The 23813-nt window shown below is 63.2% G+C and carries 20 protein-coding genes and 1 tRNA gene; 18 read left to right on the forward strand and 3 right to left on the reverse strand.

The window, feature by feature from the left end; genetic code table 11:
• Window positions 1-9 precede the first annotated feature (9 nt).
• From acnD to AC0Z42_RS00660, 6 genes are all read left to right on the forward strand, one after another.
• Window positions 10-2607 (forward strand): Fe/S-dependent 2-methylisocitrate dehydratase AcnD, encoded by a 2598-nt coding sequence (gene acnD / locus AC0Z42_RS00635; RefSeq protein WP_485466297.1) that lies wholly within the window; start codon window positions 10-12, stop codon window positions 2605-2607.
• A 115-nt stretch (window positions 2608-2722) separates the two neighbouring features.
• Complete coding sequence (gene prpF / locus AC0Z42_RS00640) at window positions 2723-3904, forward strand: 2-methylaconitate cis-trans isomerase PrpF (protein WP_485466298.1); 1182 nt, start codon at window positions 2723-2725, stop codon at window positions 3902-3904.
• A 30-nt stretch (window positions 3905-3934) separates the two neighbouring features.
• Window positions 3935-5860 carry a propionate--CoA ligase gene (locus tag AC0Z42_RS00645; protein ID WP_485466299.1) on the forward strand — a complete coding sequence of 642 codons (1926 nt, stop codon included), beginning with the start codon at window positions 3935-3937 and terminating at the stop codon, window positions 5858-5860.
• A gap of 176 nt (window positions 5861-6036) precedes the next feature.
• Window positions 6037-6744 (forward strand): M12 family metallopeptidase, encoded by a 708-nt coding sequence (locus AC0Z42_RS00650; protein WP_485466300.1) that lies wholly within the window; start codon window positions 6037-6039, stop codon window positions 6742-6744.
• Window positions 6745-6755: 11 nt separating this feature from the next.
• Entirely contained in the window at window positions 6756-9185 is a 2430-nt protein-coding gene (locus AC0Z42_RS00655; protein ID WP_485466301.1) for a caspase family protein, read from the forward strand.
• Window positions 9182-9757 (forward strand): hypothetical protein, encoded by a 576-nt coding sequence (locus AC0Z42_RS00660; protein WP_485466302.1) that lies wholly within the window; start codon window positions 9182-9184, stop codon window positions 9755-9757. The genes AC0Z42_RS00655 and AC0Z42_RS00660 overlap by 4 nt, the downstream gene beginning before the upstream one ends.
• A gap of 70 nt (window positions 9758-9827) precedes the next feature.
• Here the strand turns inward: AC0Z42_RS00660 and AC0Z42_RS00665 are convergent, their stop codons facing one another.
• On the reverse strand, window positions 9828-10541 hold the full coding sequence (locus AC0Z42_RS00665) for a S24 family peptidase (protein ID WP_485466303.1): 714 nt from the start codon (window positions 10539-10541) through the stop codon (window positions 9828-9830).
• 147 nt (window positions 10542-10688) lie between these two features.
• On the opposite strand from AC0Z42_RS00665, the gene AC0Z42_RS00670 reads away from it, so the two are divergent.
• The 12 genes from AC0Z42_RS00670 (at window position 10689) to AC0Z42_RS00725 (ending at window position 23187) form a co-directional block, all read left to right on the forward strand.
• Window positions 10689-11108: a MarR family transcriptional regulator gene (locus AC0Z42_RS00670; protein WP_485466304.1), complete on the forward strand. Its 420-nt coding sequence runs from the start codon at window positions 10689-10691 to the stop codon at window positions 11106-11108.
• Between the two features lie 16 nt (window positions 11109-11124).
• On the forward strand, window positions 11125-11667 hold the full coding sequence (locus tag AC0Z42_RS00675; protein WP_485466305.1) for a hypothetical protein: 543 nt from the start codon (window positions 11125-11127) through the stop codon (window positions 11665-11667).
• 297 nt (window positions 11668-11964) lie between these two features.
• A complete protein-coding gene (locus tag AC0Z42_RS00680) occupies window positions 11965-13170 on the forward strand; it encodes a phage tail tube protein (protein WP_485466306.1) in 1206 nt (401 codons plus the stop codon).
• A 73-nt stretch (window positions 13171-13243) separates the two neighbouring features.
• Window positions 13244-13687 (forward strand): hypothetical protein, encoded by a 444-nt coding sequence (locus tag AC0Z42_RS00685; protein ID WP_485466307.1) that lies wholly within the window; start codon window positions 13244-13246, stop codon window positions 13685-13687.
• Between the two features lie 104 nt (window positions 13688-13791).
• Window positions 13792-14031 (forward strand): phage tail assembly chaperone, encoded by a 240-nt coding sequence (locus AC0Z42_RS00690; RefSeq protein ID WP_485466763.1) that lies wholly within the window; start codon window positions 13792-13794, stop codon window positions 14029-14031.
• Window positions 14032-14081: 50 nt separating this feature from the next.
• Window positions 14082-17252, forward strand: a complete 3171-nt coding sequence (locus AC0Z42_RS00695; RefSeq protein ID WP_485466308.1) for a PspA/IM30 family protein — start codon at window positions 14082-14084, stop codon at window positions 17250-17252.
• On the forward strand, window positions 17249-18148 hold the full coding sequence (locus AC0Z42_RS00700) for a carbohydrate-binding protein (protein WP_485466309.1): 900 nt from the start codon (window positions 17249-17251) through the stop codon (window positions 18146-18148). The genes AC0Z42_RS00695 and AC0Z42_RS00700 overlap by 4 nt, the downstream gene beginning before the upstream one ends.
• Entirely contained in the window at window positions 18145-20358 is a 2214-nt protein-coding gene (locus AC0Z42_RS00705; protein WP_485466310.1) for an SGNH/GDSL hydrolase family protein, read from the forward strand. The genes AC0Z42_RS00700 and AC0Z42_RS00705 overlap by 4 nt, the downstream gene beginning before the upstream one ends.
• 68 nt (window positions 20359-20426) lie before the next feature.
• Entirely contained in the window at window positions 20427-20855 is a 429-nt protein-coding gene (locus AC0Z42_RS00710) for a hypothetical protein (RefSeq protein ID WP_485466311.1), read from the forward strand.
• A gap of 11 nt (window positions 20856-20866) precedes the next feature.
• Window positions 20867-21367: a glycoside hydrolase family 19 protein gene (locus AC0Z42_RS00715; RefSeq protein WP_485466312.1), complete on the forward strand. Its 501-nt coding sequence runs from the start codon at window positions 20867-20869 to the stop codon at window positions 21365-21367.
• Complete coding sequence (locus AC0Z42_RS00720; protein ID WP_485466313.1) at window positions 21364-21546, forward strand: hypothetical protein; 183 nt, start codon at window positions 21364-21366, stop codon at window positions 21544-21546. Before AC0Z42_RS00715 ends, AC0Z42_RS00720 begins: the two co-directional genes overlap by 4 nt.
• Window positions 21547-21753: 207 nt before the next feature.
• On the forward strand, window positions 21754-23187 hold the full coding sequence (locus AC0Z42_RS00725) for a nucleobase:cation symporter-2 family protein (RefSeq protein WP_485466764.1): 1434 nt from the start codon (window positions 21754-21756) through the stop codon (window positions 23185-23187).
• 13 nt (window positions 23188-23200) lie between these two features.
• Here AC0Z42_RS00725 and AC0Z42_RS00730 read toward each other — a convergent pair whose 3' ends face one another.
• Both AC0Z42_RS00730 and AC0Z42_RS00735 read right to left on the reverse strand, forming a co-directional pair.
• Window positions 23201-23674 (reverse strand): DUF7684 family protein, encoded by a 474-nt coding sequence (locus AC0Z42_RS00730; protein WP_485466314.1) that lies wholly within the window; start codon window positions 23672-23674, stop codon window positions 23201-23203.
• Window positions 23675-23680: 6 nt separating this feature from the next.
• A tRNA-Leu gene (locus AC0Z42_RS00735) sits at window positions 23681-23767 on the reverse strand.
• Window positions 23768-23813 lie beyond the last annotated feature (46 nt).

Below are 23813 nucleotides of genomic sequence, written 5' to 3' on the forward strand. Positions count from 1 at the left end.
AGCACCCCCATGAATCACTTGTTCCGCAAACCGTTGCCGGGAACAGTGCTGGACTTTTTCGACACGCGCGCCGCCGTCGACGCGATTCAATCCGGCGCCTACGCCACCTTGCCGTACACCTCGCGCGTGCTGGCCGAAAACCTGGTGCGCCGCTGCGACCCGGAGACGTTGAACGCTTCGCTGCGCCAGTTTATCGAACGCCGCCGCGACCTGGACTTTCCGTGGTTCCCGGCGCGCGTGGTCTGCCACGACATCCTGGGCCAGACCGCGCTGGTCGACCTGGCCGGCCTGCGCGACGCCATCGCCGCCCAGGGCGGCGACCCGGCGCTGGTCAATCCTGTCGTACCCACCCAGCTGGTGGTCGACCATTCGCTGGCGGTCGAATGCGGCGGTTTCGATCCGGACGCCTTTGCCAAGAACCGCGCGATCGAAGACCGCCGCAACGAAGACCGTTTCGACTTCATCGACTGGACCAAGAAAGCGTTTAAAAACGTCGACGTGATCCCGCCCGGTAACGGCATCCTGCACCAGATCAACCTGGAACGCATGTCGCCGGTGATCCAGGTGCAGGACGGCGTAGCTTACCCGGACACCCTGGTCGGCACCGATTCGCATACGCCGATGGTCGATGCCCTGGGCGTGATCGCCATCGGCGTGGGCGGCCTGGAAGCGGAAAGCGTGATGCTGGGCCGCGCCTCGTGGATGCGCTTGCCCGACATTATCGGCGTCAATCTGACCGGCAAACCGCAGCCGGGCATCACCGCCACCGACACCGTGCTGGCGCTGACGGAGTTCCTGCGCAAGCAGAAGGTGGTGTCGTCGTATCTGGAATTCTACGGCGAAGGCGCTGCCCACCTGACCCTGGGCGACCGCGCGACCATTTCGAACATGGCGCCGGAATTTGGCGCCACCGCCGCCATGTTCTATATCGACCAGCAGACCATCAAATACCTGAAGCTGACCGGCCGCGAAGACGCGCAGGTGGCGCTGGTGGAAACCTATGCGAAAGAAACCGGCCTGTGGGCCGACAGCCTGGTCGATGCGCAATACGAGCGCGTGTTGAGTTTCGACCTGTCGTCGGTGGTGCGCAATATCGCCGGCCCGTCGAATCCGCACAGCCGCGTGCCGACCTCGGAGCTGGCCGCGCGCGGCATCTCGGGCGTGGTGGAAAACGAGCCGGGCAAGATGCCGGACGGCGCCGTGATCATCGCGGCCATTACCAGCTGCACCAACACCAATAACCCGCGCAACATGATCGCCGCCGGCCTGATTGCCCGCAACGCCAACCGCCTCGGCTTGCTGCGCAAACCGTGGGTCAAGTCGTCGCTGGCGCCGGGCTCGAAAACGGTGGAGCTGTACCTGCAGGAAGCGGGCCTGATGGACGAACTCGAAAAGCTGGGTTTTGGCGTGGTGGCGTTTGCCTGCACCTCGTGCAACGGCATGTCGGGCGCGCTCGACCCGGTGATCCAGGACGAAGTGGTGGCGCGCGACCTGTACGCCACGGCTGTGTTGTCGGGCAACCGCAATTTCGACGGCCGCATCCATCCGTATGCGAAACAGGCTTTCCTGGCTTCGCCGCCACTGGTGGTGGCCTATGCGATCGCCGGCACCATCCGCTTCGATATTGAAAAAGACGTGCTGGGGATTGGTCCCGATGGCCAGCCAATCTTGCTGAAGGATATCTGGCCGCTGGATGAAGAGATCGACGCCATCGTCGCTGCCAGCGTCAAGCCCGAACAGTTCCGCAAGGTGTATATCCCGATGTTCGCCAAGCAGGCGGATGATGGCATCAAGGTCAGCCCGCTGTACGACTGGCGCCCGCAGACCACCTATATTCGCCGCCCGCCATACTGGGAAGGCGCGCTGGCCGGCGCGCGCCCCCTGAAAGGCATGCGTCCGCTGGCTGTGTTGGGCGACAATATCACCACCGACCACCTGTCGCCATCGAACGCCATCATGCTCGATAGCGCCGCCGGCGCCTACCTGGCGAAAATGGGCTTGCCCGAGGAAGACTTCAACTCCTACGCCACCCACCGCGGCGACCACCTGACAGCGCAGCGCGCCACGTTTGCCAATCCGACGCTGCAAAACGAGATGGTGATCGAAGACGGCAAGGTGAAAGCGGGATCGCTGACGCGCATCGAACCGGACGGCACGATTTCGCGCATGTGGGAAGCGATCGAGATCTACATGGAGCGCAAGCAGCCATTGATCATTATTGCCGGCGCCGACTATGGCCAGGGTTCCTCGCGCGACTGGGCGGCAAAAGGCGTGCGCCTGGCAGGCGTGGAAGCGATCGTCGCCGAAGGTTTCGAGCGCATCCACCGCACCAACCTGGTCGGCATGGGCGTGCTGCCGCTGGAGTTTTTGACCGGCGTCACGCGCAAGACCCTGGGCCTGGACGGCAGCGAAACCTACGACGTGGTCGGCGAACGCACGCCGCGCTCGATTTTGACGCTGGTGATCCACCGCGCCAATGGCGACAGCGAAGAAGTGCCGGTCACCTGCCGCCTCGATACGGCCGAAGAAGTGTCGATCTACGAGGCCGGTGGCGTCTTGCAGCGCTTTGCGCAGGACTTCCTGGAATCGTCGAAAGCAGTGGCGTAGCTTCAATTCACCCCAGAGGCAAGTTCTGGGGTCGGACCCTCAGGGACTCGGCGTCCCCGTCCGACCCCGGTACTTCTGCCGTTGGGTTTAATCAGCCATTCAAGCAGGAACTTCAATGACCCATCCCCCCCAAATCAGAATCCCCGCCACCTATATGCGTGGCGGCACCAGCAAAGGCGTGTTCTTCCGCCTGCAGGACCTGCCAGCGGCAGCGCAAGTACCCGGCGCGGCGCGCGATGCCTTGCTGCTGCGCGTGATCGGCAGCCCGGACCCGTATGGCAAGCAGATCGACGGCATGGGCGGCGCCACGTCGAGCACCAGCAAGACGGTGATCCTGTCGAAAAGCGAACGGCCAGGCCATGATGTCGACTATCTGTTCGGGCAAGTGTCGATCGACACGCCGTTTGTCGACTGGAGCGGCAACTGCGGCAACCTGTCGGCGGCGGTGGGCTCGTTTGCGATCGCCAATGGCCTGGTCGACGCGGCGCGCATACCGCACGACGGCGTGGCTGTGGTACGCGTCTGGCAAGCCAATATCGGCAAGACGATTATCGCCCACGTGCCCGTGACGAACGGCGCAGTGCAGGAAACGGGCGACTTCGAACTCGATGGCGTGACGTTTCCGGCTGCCGAAGTAAAACTCGAATTCCTCGATCCGGCGGCCGAAGAAGAGGGCGCAGGAGGCGCCATGTTCCCCACCGGCCAGCTGGTCGACGAGCTGGAAGTGCCCGGCATCGGCGTATTGAAAGTCACCATGATCAACGCCGGCATCCCGACCATCTTTGTCGACGCCGAGGCCATCGGCTACACCGGCACCGAGCTGCAGGATGCGATCAACGGCGATCCGCTTGCGCTGGCCCGCTTTGAAACCATCCGCGCCCATGGCGCCCTGCGCATGGGATTGATCAGCCACCTCGATGAAGCGGCCAGGCGCCAGCATACGCCGAAGGTGGCGTTTGTCGCCAGGCCGGCCAGCTATGTGTCGTCAAGCGGCAAGCAAGTCAATGCGGAAGATATCGACCTGCTGGTGCGCGCCATGTCGATGGGCAAGCTGCATCACGCCATGATGGGCACGGCGGCGGTGGCCATCGGCACGGCGGCGGCGATTCCGGGCACCCTGGTCAACCTGGCGGCCGGCGGCGGCGAAAAAACCAGCGTGCGTTTCGGCCACCCGTCCGGCACCCTGATGGTGGGCGCGCAAGCGACGCAGGCCAATGGCGAATGGAGCGTCACCAAAGCCATCATGAGCCGCAGCGCGCGCGTGCTGATGGAAGGTTTTGTGCGCGTGCCAGGGTAAAAGTGGAGGGTAGCCAGCCAGCTTGATTTTTTGCAGGATAGGAAGAAAAAATCTCACGGAGGAGACATGAGTTTTGCACAGTTCTACCAGCACTCGATCGACCAGCCCGAAGCTTTCTGGCGCGAGGAAGCGCAAAAGATCGACTGGCATACGCCGTTCGGGCAGGTGCTTGACGACAGCCGCCCGCCGTTCGCGAAATGGTTTGTCGGCGGCACCACCAATCTGTGCCATAACGCCGTCGACCGCTGGGTCGGCAGCCGTGGCGATGCGCCAGCGCTGATCGCCATTTCCACCGAAACCAATACCGAGCGCACTTACAGCTACCGCGAACTGCAGCGCGAAGTGGAACGCTGCGCGTCCATGCTGCTGTCGCTCGGTGTCGGCCAGGGCGACCGGGTGCTGATCTATATGCCGATGATCGCCGAAGCGGCGTTTGCCATGCTGGCCTGCGCGCGCATCGGCGCCATCCATTCGGTGGTGTTCGGCGGTTTTGCCTCGAACAGCCTGGCCAGCCGCATCGACGATGCGCAGCCCAAACTGGTGTTTTCCAGCGACGCCGGCTCGCGCAACGGCAAGGCGATCCCCTACAAGCCGCTGCTGGACGAAGCGATCCGCATCGCCGCGCACCAGCCCGAACACGTGCTGCTGGTCGACCGTCATCTGGTGCCGATGGCGCTGGTGGCCGGGCGCGATGTCGATTACGCGGCCCTGCGCGAACAGCATCTCGATGCGCAAGTCCCGGTTACCTGGCTCGAATCGAACGAAGTATCTTATGTGCTGTACACCTCGGGCACCACCGGCAAGCCGAAGGGCGTGCAGCGCGATGTCGGCGGCTATGCGGTGGCGCTGGCGTCGTCGATGCAGTACACCTTCTGCGGCAAGCCCGGCGAAACCTTTTTTGCCACCTCCGATATCGGCTGGGTGGTCGGCCACTCGTATATCGTGTATGGCCCGCTGATCGCCGGCATGGCCACCATTTTGTACGAAGGCTTGCCGGTCTGTCCCGACGCGGGCATCTGGTGGAGCATCGTTGAAAAATACCGGGTCACGCGCATGTTCTCGGCGCCGACGGCGATTCGCGTGCTGCGCAAGCACCCGGTGGAACTGATGCGCAAACATGATCTGTCGTCATTGAAGGCGCTGTACCTGGCGGGCGAGCCGCTCGACGAAACCACCTCGCAATGGATCGCCGGTGAACTGCAGGTCGACATCATCGACAACTACTGGCAGACCGAGACCGGCTGGCCGATTCTGTCGGTCGCCAGGGGCGTCGACAACACGCCGACGCGCCTGGGCAGCCCGGGCCTGGCCATGTACGGCTACAAGGTGAAATTGCTCGATGAATCAACCGGCGAGGAGTGCGGCGCGAATCAGAAGGGCGTGCTGGTGCTGGAAGGTCCGCTGCCGCCGGGCTGTTTGCAAACCGTGTATGGCGATGACCAGCGCTTTGTCGACACCTACTGGTCCACCTTCAGCGACAAACAGGTGTATTCGACCTTCGACTGGGGCCTGCGCGACGCCGACGGATATTACTTCATCCTGGGCCGCACCGACGACGTGATCAACGTGGCCGGCCATCGCCTGGGCACGCGCGAGATCGAGGAAAGCATTTCCAGCCACCCGAATGTGTCGGAGGTGGCGGTGGTCGGCATGGAGGACAAGCTCAAGGGCCAGGTGGCGATGGCTTTCGTGATCCTGAAAGACCCGCGCGCAGCGGAAAGCGAGCAGGGCCGCGCGCTGCTCGAGCGCGAAATGATGGCGGTGGTCGACCGCCAGCTGGGCGCCGTGGCGCGGCCGGCGCGCGTGCTGTTCGTGCCGCAGTTGCCGAAGACGCGCTCGGGCAAGTTGCTGCGGCGCGCCATCCAGGCCGTGTGCGAAGGGCGCAATCCTGGCGACCTGAGCTCGATGGACGATCCGCTGGCCCTGCGGCAGATCGAGAGCGTGATGGCGGCTTGACCGCTCTTGCGGGCCGGTATGCGCGGGATCAAACCATGCATAGGCAAGGATTGAACTTGTCCCTGCGTTCATTCGTCTTAATGGAAGGAGCGGTGGCGGCACGGCGGTCTGCGCAAGCAGCCGGTGCTTGCCGGCCGCATCCATCGGCCACCCTTCCACCATGACTGGAGACAACCATGTCGGCGAATGAACAGCACTATTGCAGTTGTTTGACCATCGAAGATATTGACCCTGCGGCACGCAAGGTGCTGGACAGCCAGGTGCGCGGCGTGCTGCTGAAAAGCGCGAAGTGGCCCGACCGCAGCGTCATCCGCATACGCTTTCTGGAAGGCGACCCTGCGCTGCAACAGCGCGTGCGCAAGGCCGCCGCCGAATGGGACAAGCTGGTCAATCTGACGTTCTCGTTCGACCAGCGCAAGCCCAGCGATGTGCGCATCGCGTTCCAGCAGGGCAAGGGCTCCTGGTCTTATCTGGGCACCATGTGCAAGACCATTCCCGACCCCCAGCCGACCATGAATTTCGGCTGGCTGACGAATGAATCGAGCGACGAGGAAGTGTGCAGCGTGGTGCTGCACGAGTTCGGCCATTTGCTGGGCCTGACACATGAACATTTCAATGTCAAGGGCGGCGGCATCGAATGGAACCGCGACGCGGTGATCCGCGACCTCAGCGGCCCGCCGAACAACTGGAATATCGACACGATCGAACACAATATGTTCCAGAAGTTCAAAAATGCCGAGATCGTTGCCACGCCGATGGACCGCGAATCGATCATGATGTATCCGATTCCGGCCGCCTGGACGCTCAACGGCATGTCGATCGGCTTCAATGCGGCCCTGTCCGAGCAGGACCGCAAGTTTGTTCAGGGCATGTACCATGACTGAGCGGAGGCGCCATGGCAGACCATGCGATATTGATCGGCATCCGCGATTACCCGACGCTGCTTGGTGACGAGCAAGCCAGTGTGCTGGAAGGCCCCATCAACGATGTCGAAGCCGTCAAGGCATGGCTGCTCGCGCCACATGGTGGCGGTTTCGCCGATGACAGCACCATCCATGTCATTATTTCGGCCGACGTCATGCCCGCTGGCGGCGCCAGCCCGACCGAGGTGGAGCTGGAAAAAGTGCTCTCGCATTTTGAGGATCTGGCGCAGCAAAGCAATGACATGCAAAATGGCCTGCGGGTGGGCGAACGGCTGTACCTGTTCATGGCCGGCCACGGCTTTTCGCCGGAACGCAATAACGCCTGCCTGTTGACCGCCAACGCGCGGCCCGATTTCAACGCCCACATCCATGCCACCGGATGGCTCAACTGCCTGCAGGACAACGCTTATTTCGATGAGTTCGTGCTGTGGATGGATTGCTGCATGGATGGCATGGTACAAAAGCCGCTGCGTGAGCCAATTCTGACGGTGCTCACCAGCGGCATCCCGCCACAGGCCAGCTTCGTTGCCTTCGCCGCGCAGCGCCCCTTGAAAGCGGTTGAAAATCCGATACCTGCCGATGGCAACAAGGTGCACGGCGTGTTTACCTGGGCCCTGCTGGAAGGCTTGCGCGGCGCTGCGGCCGACCAGAACGGGCGTGTCACCGGACGCAGCCTGGCCGACTGGGTACGCAATGCCCAGTCTGCCTTGATGAGCGATGCGCAGCGCGAAAACAGCTTCATCGCGCTCGATCCCGAAATCATCCAGGAAGATCGCGGCCTGATCTTCGTGCGCGGCATCGAGCAGTTGCGCTATCGCGTCACGCTGGCCTTTCCGCCCGAGGCGCACGGCCATGCGGCTTTCCTGTGGAGCGGCGTGCCGCCGGCCGCGCGGCAGATCGCGGCCGATGGCGCGGAGCACCTGCTTGTGCCCGGCCTGTATCTGGTGCAGGTGCCAGACTTGAACCTGTCGCAGGGTTTCGAGGTGCTGACCGACATGCGCGTGGTAGTGCGTGAAAACGGACCGCCAGTCGACCTGGCTGCGGCAGGGAAAATCTTCATGCTCGAAGTCGTCCCCACCGAGCTCAGTACCGAGATCTTCGTGATCGACCAGCGCCTGTCGCTGGTCGACCGGGACGCCGGGCGCCTGTCGACGTCTTTGCCATTCGGGCTGTTCAAGGTCAAGACGCGTCTGGGCCGCGGCATCAGCCAGCGCATCATGCTGCTGGACCGCGATGCGATGTCGCTCAATCCGGGCGACATCACGCGCCTGCCGTCGTCGGTCGTTCCGCTGTCAGGCACCACGTCTGCTCTGGCCGCGCATACCCTGGCCCGCGCGCAGGAATTGAACGCCAGCAGCAGGCAGGCCGCAGCCGGCGACGGCGATGAGGCGGCGCTGATGCTGATGGTGCGCGCCTGCAGTGCGCCTGACACCTCCTTGCTGCACAGTGAACCGTGGAAAGGCGTGTCCATCGTTGACGCCAGTGGCGCCACGGTATTCGATGGCGAATGCGATACGCGCCTGCATCGCGGCGATGCCAATCCGTATGCCGTGGGCAGCAGGAAACTGGCGCCCGGCAGCTATTTCCTGCGCCAGAAACTGGACGATGGCAGCGCCCTCGAACAAAGCCTGCTGATGTGCAAGGGGTGGCGCCTGGAAGTGTATCTGCTGCGCCGCGGTGCGCCCGGCAAGGATCTGCTGAGCGTGCGCCCGCGCGTGTCGCTGGTGATGCGCGAGATGTCGCTGGGCGCTGCCACCGACGAGGCCGAAGACCGCATGGCCGAGAGCCTGCGTCTGGCGCTGGCCGATGAACGCTGCATACTGAATGCCGGCCTGGAACAGATGCTGGTCACTGAGCATCTGGCCAACCCCATCTTCGGCCTGGCCGGCGCGCATTTGCTGCTGCTCGAACACGAGCGCAACAGGTACCGCGATATGCGCAACCTGGACCTGATCGTCCGGCATTTGCAGCCGCAGCTGGGCGCCACGCACCCGGACTGGGTGGCGCTGGCCTTGCAGTGCAACAAGGTCACCGTGCCGCAGGCAGCGGTGCTGGACGGCCCGCCGATGTTTTCCCGCAGCTGGCCCCTGCTGGTGCGGGCCGCGCACGAGGGGCGTATTGCGATACCGTCCGCCATGTGGAGCAGGATGCAGGCGCCGGCCTCGCTGCCGCCCTTCATGGCATGGAGCATCGATGAGACAGTCAAGCTGGCGGCATGGGAAACCTTGCGCAAGGCGCTGCTGGAGCCAGCACTGCCGGACATGGCGATGGCGACGGCGATGACAATCAGCAGGGCGCCGGCAAATTCGCTGGCGCAGCACTCCAGTGCGCGCCTGGCGCGGGCGCAGAAATGGCAACTGCCACCCTCGGCGCTGGACCTGCTTCCCGCCGCACCGCCATGACGCTGGCAACGGCCGGCCGGCTGGCACTCGGGCGCGCAGTGATACTGACGTTTCAGCGCTTTCGCCAGCCGCCCGGGACCACGCTGGAGCAGCCGCCTGCCAGCCTCGGTGCGCTGCCGGTCGGGCGCAATGCGCTGGGCGCGTGGCTGTTGCCATTGGCCGACGACGAATGTTTCTGGATCGGCATGAGCGAAAACAGGGCGCTGGCGCCGGCCATGCTGGCGGTCCGGGCCGAGCTGGGCGACGCGGCGCTGGTCGACGCCGTCACGGGGCAGCCGTGGCACGCGCAGCACGCCGGCGAGCTGGCGCTGCCGGGCACATTGTGGCTGGCCGGCCTGCGCCAGGCGGGCGACCCGCCACGCTGGTCGGTGTTTTCCAATCATCACCTCGCGCCAGCGGCGCAGCGCTGTATCTCGCTCACCTTCCGCCTGCGCGCGCGCGGCGATCACGGCGCGGGCCTCGCCACGCGGCTGGAACTGGTCAACTACGCGCGTTTTTTCAGCGAAACCGGCATCCGGCCACCGCCACCCCTGGATGCTGAAGCGGCCTACAAAGGGTGGCGCTTGCCATGAGGTAGCATCTGAAAAAATGGAGAAATAGCGAACATTACAGGTTGTTTACTACAACATTCGACAGGTCTCATCAGATACGTTCGCTTTCCTTGCGCACCACGCGGCCGACGATAATGCACTCCTTGCCGCGGCACATCTTGCGGTGGTATTTGCGCTGGTCGGGGTTGTCCGAGGTCAGCCACCATTCGCCGACATCGCGCGCCAGGCGCTTGACCACCGGTTCGCCCTCGTAGTTGATGGCGTACACCACGCCGTCGACGGGGCGGATATCAGCCGTATTGATGATCACCACGTCGTCTTCATACAGGGCCGGCTCCATGCTTTCGCCCTTGACCTTGATCGCCACCAGTTTTTCAGGGTGGTAGCCGTTGCGGTCGACCCAGCCGCGCTGCACGCTGATGGTGCTGCCGTCATGCGTTTCGGGCTCGATCGCAAAGCCGGTGATGCCGGCCGACAGGCGCAATTTCACCTTGCGGATATTGTAGAAGTGCTCGTCTTCGCCATCGTTGACGACCACCGGCCGCACGCCGGCCAGCGCGCGCGCTGCCAGGGCTGCCTGGTCGGGCGCCGCACCCTGGTCGAAATACATACTGTCCAACTGCAGGTCCGTCTCCAGCTTGCGCGCGATCTTTTCGCTGAAGGCGCGCCCTTCGCGGTAGGTGGGCGACAGGATTTGTGAAATGCGCGCTTCGCTCCAGCCGCTGGCGTCGGAGATTTTCTTGCGCGTGTGTTCATAGCGCTCGCTGATCAGTGCCAGCAATCGGTCGCGTCTGTATTGATACATGTTCATCTCCACATTAAACCCGAAATTAACCGTTTGATAAATTACCAAATGCTTGACTTTAACATTAGCGATTGATAAAGTCCACTCGTTGCCTGTCGCAAATTCGCACACAGCGCTGCCCGGCAGGCCAGTACAGGGAGGATGGAGATGTTGAACAGCAGTCAGGTGGCCCTTCGCGGAGCGCCGCCGCAAACAGGTCGCAGGGTACTGGGGCGCAGCAAGAAATCGCAGCTGCATATCGCCCATATCGCGCAGCATATCGCCGAGCACGGCCAGGCCAGCGCCGCGCAACTGTCGGCCCGGCTGGGCCTGGACGCCGGCACCATGAGCCGCTATTTGCGCCATATGTGCGGTGCCGGACTGATCCATCTGGCGCAGCGCCATTGCACCGAGCCGGGGCGCCAGCGGCCCGCCCTGTACGCGCCGGGCGAGGCGGATGACGAAGGCGAAGCCTGGGCCGAATTGCCGCCGCAGGTGCGGCGCATGGCCAGCTGGCCACGCGGCACAGCCAGCCGCGATCCGCTGGTGGCGGCCCTGTTCGGGCCGGCCAGGTCATCAACACAGTAACAACGAGGAGAACATCATGGGGTTTGCAGAACAATTCATCGCCGCGCTGTCGTCGCATAATTTGCGCGACGACGCGCTCCACCACGACCTGGACGTGATCGCCGCAGCGGCGCTGGCCGGCGACATGGGCGCCTTGCTGTGCCGGGTCAAGTATGCGGACGGCACCGTCAGCCGCCAGTTCGAAGGCAATGCGGGCAACCTGGCGCAGTTGCTGCGCGCCTGGACCGCGGCCGTGACAAAAAAAGGCCAGGCGCGGCGCTGGGTCAAGGCGGCCACCGCCTGGGACGCGCAGGCGGCCAGCATCCTGTACCGGCGCGTGGCCGAAGCGTCGCTGGCGCACTGGCTCGACAGCAAATGCAAGGTTTGCCACGGTACCGGCGTAGTCAGTGCCGGCGCGGCTGGCGCACCGCTGGTCTGCAAGGCCTGCCATGGCGCCGGCGAAGCGGCAATCACCTGTTCCGGCGGCTTTGAACTGGAGCGCATCAAGGACATGGTCAGCGAACTGGAAGCGATTTTCCAGTCGCACGGCCGGCGCGCCATGCGCCGCCTGGGCAGATAAAATAATTGTGCAATATGCTTTGAGCTGAAAAAAACGTCCCTACAATAGAGTCTCGCTCAAGCAGCAAACAAAGCGAATGCAGCACAGCACCACCACATGCTTATCCACTCGTAATAGACGCGCTTCCTGTGCGACACCGATAGGATAATCTCCAGCGACTCCGCCTTCCCGGCGACTTCTCCTGCAGCCCACAGCCTTGCCGCGTGTGGGCTGTTTCATTTGTTCTTCCATTTTTTCAACGACTTCACCCAGACCGCCCCGGCGGTCTTTTTTTTCATCTCATGAAAGGCACTCCCCATGGCATCGACAGCAAACGGCATCGACAGCGTCATCGTCATCAGCAAACAAGGCGCGGAAGGCGTCAAGGCGGCGGCCGGTGGCGGCCAGGTCTACCCGCGTGTCACGGCTACCTTCGACACCGAAGCGGACAAATACGCCAGCAGCGAAATCGACGCCAGCCAGCAGCAGGGCGATACCCGCCTGGGTAACTTCCGCACGACCGGCGCCATCAAGGCCGAAGCGGCCTGCGGCACCTACGCGCCACTGATGGCCGCGCTACTGCGCCGCGATTTCACGGCCGGTGGCGTGGCCGCCGCCCAGACCACCATCGCCGCCGCCGCCAACGGCCTGGTTCGCAGTGCCGGTTCCTGGCTGGCCGACGGTTTCCATGCCGGCAGCGTGGTGCGCATCAGCGGCATGACGGCGCCGGCCAGCGCCAACAACGCGAAGAATTTTTTCGTGACCACTGTCACCGCCACCAACCTGAACGGCCAGTTCATGGACGGCTCGGCGATGGTCACCAAGGCGGCCGGCGACCTGGTCGGCGTGGTGGCCGTCGGCAAGCGCAGCTTCACGCCATTGACCGGCCACACCACCGACTGGTTCACGGCCGAAGTGCAGGACCCGCAGATCGGCGTGCACCGCAGCTTTGTCGATCAGCTGGTCAGCAAGATGGATATCGCGGTGCAGCCGAACGGCATCACCAGCCTGGACTTCACGCTGATGGGCAAGGCTGAGGGCCCGACCACGGCGGTGCCGCATTTCGCCACTCCGGCAGCCCCAGCCGGCAGCGGCAAGTTCTCGGGCGCCACGGCGATGCTGTCGGTAAACGGCATTCCTTCGCAGATATGCACCGGCATGTCGTTATCGCTCGACGGCCAGGTCAAGGTCGATCCGGTGATCGGCTCGAAGTTCGCCACTGCCGCCTCGCGCGGCAAGGTACTGGGCTCGGGCCAGTTCACGGTACTGCTGCAGGACGCCGTCTACCTCGATTACTTCAAGGACGAGACGGAAATCGCGCTGGCCTACGCAATGGCGTCCGGCACGGCGCCGAACGCCGACGTGCTGGCGCTGGCCATGGGCCGCATCAAGATCACCTCGGCCAAGATCGACGACGGCGAGAAAAACAAGATCGTCACCTGCGCCTTCGACATCCTGCGCTACAAGGGCGCCGACGCGCAGCATGAAGCGACCACCTTGACCATCCAGGACAGCGCGCTGTAACAAACCGGCAAATTGCCATGGCCGCCTGCGTGGCGGCCTTTTTTATCCTTACTTCACTCGGAAAGCAGCACATATGAACAACGCACAAAAAATCCAGGCAGGCTTCGACATCGGCAACCTCAATGCGGTAGCCGCCCCCGTCACTTTCGACGTGCCCGTCATCTTCGACGCCGACGGCGAAGCGGTAGCCGGTCTGACCATCGTCGGCAAGAACAGCGAGCAATACCGCTTGGCCAATAACGCCGTACGCGCCGAAGGCTACAAGAAATCGGCGCGCCGCAAGACCGCCATCGACGCTTCCACCGACGAAGGCGCCGAACTGCTGGTGCAGGCGATCGACGGCAACCAGAAGCGCCTGGCGCTGGCCGTGGTCACCGGCTGGTATGGATTCACCAGCAACGGCGCAGAAGCACCGCTCGATGCGGCCTTGCTGGAAGCGGCGTTTGAAAAATACCCGACCTGGCAGGAAAAAGTCACCACCGCGCTGGAAAACGAGTCGAATTTTTTGAAACTCTGACGGCCAGCCTGCTGCGCTACGCAGCGCACCAGTTCGAGCGCGGCGCGCGCGCTGCCGACGGTCACGCCAAGGGCGAGCATCTCGATGCCGCCCGGCGCCATCCCCTGTACCGCGCGCCGCCCGAAGCGGCAGCACCGCCACTGCCGTTCGAGCTGGCCCACGTGTGGGAGTGGTTCGTGCAGCTGAACCGCAAGCGCCAGAACGGCATGGCCGTCAACCCCATCGCCAGCACCGAGATCCTGGCATGGCAGGCACGCCACCGGCTCGCCATGGAACCGTTCGAGCACCAGTTGCTCGACAGTCTCGATGCGCTGTTCCTGTCGCACCAGCATGCGCCTGACTGACTGTTTTTCCAACCCGGCCGCCATGTGCGGCCCTTTTTTAGAGGCCAACCATGCCAGAGATCACGGAGTTAAAAATCACCTTGTACACATCGAAGGCGGGTGTCGAGGCTCTCAAGGCACTCGACGAGGCAAGTAGCGCCGCTGCCGCCAGTCTCAAGGAAGTCAATACACAAACCGAATTGTCGGTGCTGCTGCTGCGGGCACAGGCGGACCAGGCACGGGACAGTGCTGCTGCAGCCAAGGCACTGGGTGCCATCAACGTCGCTGAAACCAAGGCACTCGCTGACGCCTACAAGGTGGCAAACCTGGGGAATGCCTATACCCGGCTGGCTGCGATGCGGGCCGGCGCCACTGATGGAGTCGGTGCCGGGCCTGGTGTCGCGACCAAGGCCGGCGACAAATACATCGCCTATGCATCTGATGAGCAGCGCCAGAATAATCTGGATAGCGCCGGCAAGGGAGCCGCAGATGCCAAGGCCAAGGCAACTGCGGCACCTGCTGCGCCGAAGCGTAAATACAGCGAGGCGGAATGGAAGGAAGCAGGAGACTTCGCTACCGAACTGGGAAAAAAACTGGAACACGCTTTCGGCGGAGTCGGCACCACTATCGGCAAGATGACCACGGCCTTGCTCAATTTCAGGAAGACGCAGGACGATATCGATTTCAACCTGGCAAAGGATCTGGCGGCAGCTACATCTGAACCGGAACAGACAAAGGCGCGCGACAAGGCCCACCTGGCTGGCGTCAAGCAGTACAAAGAATTGGCAGGTGCCGCCAAGGGCTTCTTCAAGGAGCACACGACTGGCTACGAGGTAATGGAAAAGGTGGAGAAGGGGTTTCGCGCCTACGAATTCGCCATGAATGCCAAGGCATTGTTTGAAAAGCTGACCAACATTACGCTGGTCAGCACCGCAAAAGCTGCCGCCACCACTGCCGAAGTTGCCGGTGCCGCAATCGCAGTTGCGCCAGTGGCGGCTGCCGAAGCGGCCAAGTCCAGCGCTTACGGAACGACTGCGCTGGCGTCGGCGCTGGCGACGCCATTTCCCGCCAGTATCGGCGCGTATGCGATGGTAGCCGGCATGCTGATGGCAATCGGTGTCGCTGTGTCCGGCGGCGGTGGCGCCGATACCACCGCCAAGGATCGCCAGGCCGCCAACGGCACCGGCACGGTGCTGGGCGACTCATCGGCCAAGTCGGAATCGATCGCCAACAGCTTGACCATCATGGAAAAAAATTCCGGGCTTGGCCTGGTGTACTCGTCGTCCATGGTGGTGTCGCTCAAGCAGATCGTGTCCGGTATCGGCGGGCTGGGCAGCTTGCTGGTGCGTTCCGATACGCTGACCGCCACTTTGGCGACCAAGGGTAGCGCCAGCGGCGGCATGCTGGGCAATATCGGCAACAGCATTTTCGGCGGCAAGACCTCGGTGATCGATACGGGGATCGTGACCAGCCAGACGGCCTTGGGCGACCTGGACAAGTCGGGCATCGAGGTCAATGCCTACGTCGACAGCAAGAAGTCCGGCGGCTGGTTCTCCAGTGACAAATACCGCACTGCGCTGTCTGGCCTGGGCAGTGAAACCGGCGATCAGTTCACCAAGATCATTCTCGGCCTGCGCGCCACCATCGTCGCGGCCTCCGATACGCTGGGACTGGGCGGCGACGCTTTCGCCGCCAAACTGAATACCTTTGTCGTCAATCTGGGGAAAATCAGCCTGAAGGATTTGAAGGGCGAAGAACTGCAGAAAGCGCTGGAGGCCGCGTTTTCGAAGCTGGGCGACGACATGGCCAAGTTCGGCGTGGGCGGCCTGGAAAAATACCAGCAGGTCGGCGAAGGTTACCTGGAAACGCTGGCCCGCGTCGCCAACAATTACATGCAAGTGTCGGACGTGCTGGCCGTGCTGGGCAAGTCTTTCCAGGTGACCGGCCTGGGGGCGGTGGCGCTCAGCGAAAACCTGATCGACGCCGCCGGCGACCTCGATGCGCTGACCAGCGGCACCAGCTTTTTTGTCGACAACTTCCTGACCGAAGCCGAACGCATGGCGCCGATCACGAAATCGGTCAACGACGCCATGGGCAAGCTGGGGCTGGCCGGCGTGACCACGATGGACGGCTTCAAGGCGGCGGTATTGAACGCGGCCGATGGCGTGGCGCTTGGCAAGGATGGCGCGGCGCAGTTGTATGCGTCGTTGCTGTCGCTGGCCGAGCCGTTCAAGACGGCCGCTGAATATGCGGCCGACCTGGCGGCGGCCACCGGTGACTATGCCGCCGTGACCAAAACGGCGGCCGAGATCGCCAGCGAGCGCAAGGACTTGCAGTCGCAGCTCGAACAACTGACCCTGAGTGCCATGCAGCTGCGCGCAAAAGAGCGCGAGGCGCTCGACGCCGGCAATCGCGCGCTGTTCGACCAGGTGGCCGCGCGCCAGGATCTGGCGAGCGCCTACGAGACCGAATCGACGGCGATCAGCGGCACCATCGACAAGTTGAAGACGTTTGCCGGCGAACTCACCACTTTCCACAATGGCTTGGCGCTGGGGGCCTTGTCCCCGCTGTCGCCAACCGCGAAGGCAGCCGAGGCGCAGCGCCAGTATCGCGAGATGCTGGGCAAGGCCAACGCCGGCGATGCGGCGGCGCAGTCCGGCCTGACCGGCGCCGCCAGCGCCTACCTGACGGCCAGCCAGGCGGCCAGCGGTACCGCCGGCCAGTACGCACGGGACTATGCGCGGGTGCAGGCGGACATGGCGATCATGGCCGCCTCCGTTGGCAGCCAGGTCACTGCGGCAGAAGCGCAGCAACTGGCGCTCGACAAGCAAGTGGCAGGCCTGGTCAAGCTGAACGACAGCGTCAACGCCGGCGCGGCCACGGTAGCGCAGGCCATCGCCACGCTGGGCATGCTGGGGGTGACGCAAATCGCCGGCGCGGCTGCCGGCGGCCCGGCCTCGGCATCCCAGGCCGGCGTCGGCACCGCAATCAGCGCCGGGGAGGGCGCGCCCACGGCGCTCGAGCCGCGCAACTTTGCGGCACAGGCCAGCCTGGGGAACGAGGCGCTGGTAAATGAAATCAAGGGGTTGCGCGAGGATAACCGCGCGCTCAAAGAAGAGTTGACGTCGTTCAAGGTGCAAAGCCAGACCGAGAACGTGGCGATCGTGCAGAGCGTGGGGAAATTGTCACGCCTTGCCGACCGCTGGGACGCCGATGGAATGCCAACACGGGAGCTTGCATGAAGATTATCAGGCCGCTGGCCATCACGGACGCAGTATTGATCAGCAGTAATGTGCCGGAGGACGATTATCCGGCCTATGCGCCAGGCAGCACTTATGCGCAGGGCGCCAGGGTGGTGGTGCTGGGCCCGGAGGTACATCTGGTGTACGAGTCCTTGCAGGCTGCCAATATCGGTCACCCCCCGGCCCTCAGCATGGAGTACTGGGCAAAGGTGGGGCCGACCAACCTCTGGCGCATGTTCGACGCGTCGATCACCACCCAGGCCGAACAGCCCGATTCGATCAGCGTGTCGCTGGCCACCGCCGGCATTACCAACGGCGTGGCCTTGCTCAATATCGACTGCACCGGCATACACGTGCAGGCGGTCGACGCGATTCTCGGCGTGGTTTATGACAAAAACATCAATCCCGCGCTGACGTCCGGCATCAACAATCTCTACAGTTATTTCACGGAGCCGATCACGCGCATCACGGAACTGGCGCTGACGGACCTGCCGGCCTATTCGAACATGCGCATCAATATCACGCTGTCGAATATCGGCCGCACCGTGCGCTGTGGTGGCATCGTGGTCGGCCAGGTCCGGAAAATGGGCCAGTTGCAGTATGGCGCCAAGATCGGCATTGCCGATTACAGCGTCAAGACGCGTGACGTGTTTGGCAATTTCGATGTGGTCCAGCGCGCGTTCAGCAACAAGGCGACCTGGTCGCTGTGGATCGCCTCGGGCGAGGTCGACTTGTTCAAGCGGCTGCTCGCGCAATACCGCTCCACGCCCATCGTCTATATCGGTGCCGAAATGTACGGCGCCACCATCATCTACGGGTTTTACAAGGATTTTTCAATCGACATTTCCTACCCGGCGATCTCTATTTGCTCACTTGAACTGGAAGGATTGACATGATTAACCATTTGCCGCCAGCACCGTCGCGTGGCGATGACCCTGACGTCTTTGTTGGAAAAGCCGATGCCTGGATGGCCGCGCTGCCAGGCTTTGGCATGGAAGCGAATGCACTGGCAGACAAGTTCAACACCATGGCCGGAATCGGCGCGCTCGGGTATCAGCCGCCGGTTCCCTATGGCGCGGGAATTAACCTCGCTGTCGGAACACAGACCGTGCAATATGGCGCCAATACCTATGCCGCCATCCTGGCAGAGCTGCCCTTCACGACGTCGGGGGTCTTTGAAACAGCCAAATTTCGCTTGATTCAAGGGGTGACCGCGACTGAACTCGCAGCGCCTGGCGGAGCTGATGGGGTAGGGGTGCAACAGCAAGGCATCGGTGCTGTACTTCGTACGCTGGCAACGAAATCAGCTGACCTGATGACACCGCGTGATTATGGCGGCGCGGTGAACGGGATGGCGGACGATAGCGCCGCCGTCGAGCGCGTGGCGGCTGCCGGCGCCGATCTGTCGATGCCGGTCGTGGTACCGAAGCGCGCTCGTCATGGGCTGGCCCTGGCTGGCGTGGAGCGGTACAAAACTGTCTGGTCCGAACCATGGGAAACTGACTATATTGCAGCATGCATGAACGATGCCTATGCAGGCCTGCGGCTCGATATCGACTGCTTCGGCGACTCGACCATGTACGGCAGCGATACCGCCAATCTCGCCGCGCAAGCACCGGAGCCGGCACCGGCCCGCCTGGAAATTGTGCTGCGGCGATTCTTTGCCAATAACAACATTCATGTCAGGAACATGGCCGTGCCAGGCACGACGGTGCGCCAGATGCTGGCGGGCGATGATCACTCCGGGGCGACATTCGAGGCGCGCATGGCAGCGAGCCCGGCGAAAATTGTCTATGTGAATCACTGCATCAATAGCTGCCAGTTGCTCGAACCTGCGGATGGCTACAAGCGGGACCTGCACCAGGTCGTCGAGATTATCCGCAAATACGGCAAAAGCCCGATCTTTTGCACGCCCAACCCGATGTTGCCGACCATCATAGGCGATCGGCGCAAGGCGCTACAACTGAAGGCCTATGCGGAGGCGATGCGCCAGGTATGCCGCGAAGCTGGCGTGCCGCTGGTCGACAACTTTGCATGGGTAACGTCGATGATCGCCACCGGTGAATACTCGATGCTTGAATTGTTGCCGGATGGTTGCCATCCATCGAATTTCCTGTACGGCGTAATGGGGCAGAACATGGCGATTCCGCTGCTCTGCCCGGATAGCGGATTCACCGATGCGCATCAGTTCCTGGGCGCGATGTCGTCACAGGTTCTGGGTACCGCGCCGGTTCCCGTCCTGTCGAAAAATTCGCGCCTGGGCGGCGCCATCGTCACTGACGCCGTCGGCTCTCAAAATATCCGGATGGCGTTTGTGGTCGGGGCGGCCGGCCTGGATATTTACATGGCAATCCCGCTCTGGGCTCTCGGTGCGGAAATGGCATCGATTTCGGTGGACCGTCATCCGTCCAGTGGCAATTTCTCGTTTCATGACAGTCATCGCGCTGGCGACCGCTTCATTCAGGATTACGAAGTGCGCCTGCTTCGCGACGCACAGCCGGGCCTGCACTTTGTCGAGTTTGAAGCAACGTCCGGTGCGGTTGGCTTGTACTACATCCGCACCAGGAAGACACGCCACGAGAAAGTGTTCGGCATCGTCGGGCGGTTCAACTACCGGCAACGTCTGATCGGCAATTTCGAGTTCTACCCAAGCCGGCCCAACGATATTTTCCTGTTCGACGACATCCCGACGCCGCGCCTGGACCAGGCCTTGCGCATCGAGGCGTCGGCCACCTGGCGTATCGGCGCAGGCATCGTGTTGTCCGGGCTCTACACCACGGCCAACGTCGATGAACCGGCACAGCTCGAGGCCGGAGTCATCGTGGGCCTCGATGCCAATGGCTATGCCTGCATCTGGGAAAACCAGGGCGGCGTGTACGCCAAACTGGTGTCCGGAACTGTCAATTATGCCGCTACCGAGCAGACGTTCTATATCAAGGCCACCGGCGGCCGGTTTGGCTCCATCGAACTGTACGTCAACAGCGCACTGGTTGGTATCGCCACGCTGACGCGCCCCTATTGGGGAGGGCTGCTGGGACTGTGGACGGAATCGGCTACCGGCGTGTTCAAGGTCGACCGGATTGATTATCTGAACGACGGACAGTAGCACCTGTTTGACAAGCACAACAACCCGCCTCGGCGGGTTTTTTCATTTCAACCACAAGAGAGGCAATCATGGCCATCGAAACCACCGCCGCTGGCGGCGCACTGATCAAACTGTTTGGCGTGCCGGTGCTGGCAGGCGCCGCCGCCACGTCGCTGGGCTTCATGTTCATGTGGCCGCAGTCGACCCGGGAGGCATTCATCCGCTTTTTTTCCAGCATTATCATTTCCACCTTTATCGGCCCGGCGCTGGTAGCGGCCGTGCTGTCGTGGTGGCCCAGCCTGTTCGACAGCGCGAAAACCGTGGCCGGCCTGTATGGCGGCGACCCGGCCACGGGATTTTTGTTTATCGCCGCGCCGCTTATGGTGGCGGCCGGCCTGCCCGCATGGTGGGTGCTGGGCGCCTGCGTGCGCTGGTTCGACAAGCGGCGCGGCAAGGATATCGGCGAGCTGGCGGCTGATGCCGCCGCCGTGGTCAAATACGTGCGCGGTGTGCTGTGACGGGCGCGCAATTGTTGGCCATCATGCCGTTTGCCGGCCAGCGCGCCACGCTGTACCTGGCGCCGTTAAATAACGCGATGCAGGAATTCGGCATCGACACGCCGGCGCGCCAGGCGTCGTTCCTGGCGCAGGTCGGCCACGAATCGGCGCAATTGCGTTATGTGCGCGAGCTGGCCAGCGGCGCGGTCTATGAAGGACGCAGCGACCTTGGCAATGTGATCGCCGGTGACGGCGTGCGCTACAAGGGGCGCGGCCTGTTGCAGGTGACTGGGCGCGCCAATTACGCGGCGTGCGGCGTGGCGCTGGACATCGACTTGCTGGCTGCGCCGCAATTGCTTGAGCAGCCGGGCGCCGCCTGCCGTTCGGCGGCCTGGTTCTGGCAATCGCGCGGACTGAACCGCTTGGCCGACGCGGGCGACCAGGAGCGGGTCACGCGCCGCATCAATGGCGGCCTGAACGGACTGGCGGACCGGCTCGCCCTGTTCCAGGTGGCGCGCAAGGTGCTGTCATGAAGCCGCCAATGCTGGTGCTGGCGGCGCTGGCGCTGCTGGGCGCCCTCGTGCTGTGCGCCCAGCAATGGGGCTACCTGGCAGGGCGGCTGGACTGCGGCGTGCAACTGGCCACTGGCGCCTGCACCGCAGTTGGCAACACCGTCCGATGTTTGCCATCGAGCACCGCCGCGTTTTGGTGAGCGGCGCAAGAAAACAGTGCAGGCCGGCGCTGCCGGCATGGTGGCATGGACGATTTTGCACCGTGGCGTGCATGGCAGGCTGGCACGATGCATGCATGGAGGCTAGCGATGTTCTTCTCGTCTCATGCTTGCCGACCTGGTGCGGCAGGCCAACTGGAAATGGAGCGTACCGTGGCAAAACCTCACCTGACAGCCATCCCCCGCATCATGGTACCGCCTGCCGGCGACAGTCCGTCGCCGGTCGATGAAATGCTGCCGCCTGCCAAACTGTTCACCCTTGGCCTGCAGCACGTGCTGGTGATGTACGCGGGCGCCATCGCGGTGCCCCTGATCGTCGGCCGCGCTTTGAAACTGCCGCCCGAGCAGGTGGCCGCCCTGATCAGCGCCGACCTGTTCTGCTGCGGCCTGGTCACCCTGATCCAGTCGCTGGGCCTCGGCAAATATTTCGGCATCCGCCTGCCCGTGATGATGGGTGTTACCTTTGCCGCCGTCAGCCCGATGCTGGCGATGGCAAACAATCCCGAACTGGGCATCACCGGCATCTTTGGCGCGGTAATCGGCGCCGGCGTTGTTTCCATGTTGATCGCACCGTTTATCGGCCGCATGCTGGGTCTGTTTCCGCCGGTGGTGACGGGCAGCATCATTGCCGTGATCGGCGTGTCGCTGATGCGCGTGGGCGTGAACTGGGTCATGGGCGGGCCGCCATCGATGGCGAAAATTGCCGATCCTGCCTTCGTCGCCACCGCGGGCGGTGGCATGGCGCCGATGATTGCCAACCCCGCCTATGGCGCGCTGGACAATATGGGCATCGCGCTGTTCGTGCTGGTGGTCATCTTGCTGGTAGCGAAGTATGGCCGCGGTTTTCTTGCCAATATCGCCGTGCTGACCGGCATTGTCGCCGGCACGGCGCTGGCCTTTGCGCTGGGCAAGACAGACTTCGCCAAGGTGGCCAGCGCCAAGGCGTTTGCCATCGTCACGCCGTTCCAGTTCGGCATGCCGACCTTTGACGCGGTGGCGATTCTCACCATGAGCCTGGTGATGATCGTGGTCATGATCGAATCCCTGGGCATGTTCCTGGCGCTGGGCGAGATGACCGGCAAGCGAATCGACCAGGCCGACATCAGCCGCGGCCTGCGCGTGGACGGCCTGGGCACCCTGATCGGCGGCATCTTCAATACCTTTCCCTACACCTCGTTCTCGCAAAACGTCGGCCTGGTCGGCGTCACGGGCGTGCGCAGCCGCTGGGTCTGCGTGGCTGCCGGCCTCATCCTGCTGATAATGGGCGTGCTGCCGAAAATCGCCCAGGCGGCCGAAGCCGTGCCGGCCTTCGTGCTGGGCGGGGCAGGGTTGGTAATGTTCGGCATGGTGGCCGCCACCGGCATCCGCATCCTGGCCGGCGTCGACTACAAGAGCAACCGCAACAACCTGTTCATCGTCGCGCTGTCCATCGGCTTCGGCATGCTGCCATTGGTGGCCGAGCAGTACGCCCAGCATATGCCCAAGGCCCTGTCGCCGCTGCTGCACAGCGGCATCTTGCTGGCGGCGATCGCGGCGGTGTTGCTGAACCTGTTCTTTAATGGGTTGGGGTCGCCGGAAGAAGCCAAGGCCAGGGCGCGCGACAGCAGCCATGGCAGTGAATAGCTAGAAAGGCGGGTCAGGCGTCGCGCCAGGCCGCTTCGAGTTCGTCGCGGCGCGGCGCCTCGGCGATATGCAGGATCAGCGTTTCGCGCAGTTCGGCGGGGTGCACGGCGCGATGCTTGGCGAACCAGAACACCTCGCTCAATTCCTCATCTTCATGCCAGGTCGTCGCCAGCGCTTTTTCCGGCGCAACGTCTTCGTAATTCGTCGCTTCCAGATAAGCATCGTCGATGGCGTCATGCCAGGCCTCGCACTGCTTGCCCCATGTCGATGCGTACAGGCAGCCGGCCGCGATCAGTCCACGGCAAGTTTCCCACATCGTCATCTCCGCCACATCGGCTTCGATGATCACGATGGCTTTGAATGAGGATACTCCTTCCAGCGCGGGGAAATCGCTGTCGGGCATGAGGTGCAGGTACCGCAGGATTTGTTTTTGCATGGCGGGGAGAGCGGGGCAGAAGTGAGTGTGCGCCACCGTTGCAGCCAGCATAAGCGCTGGTGCCCGGAGCCGGAATCGAACCGGCACGCCCTTACAGGCGGGAGATTTTAAGTCTCCAGTGTCTACCAGTTTCACCATCCGGGCAGCGCGGCAAGATTCTAGCACATGGGATAGCCTTTATGCCATAAGT

The organism is Janthinobacterium sp. 1L-D-8-B-C4 (assembly GCF_057291295.1).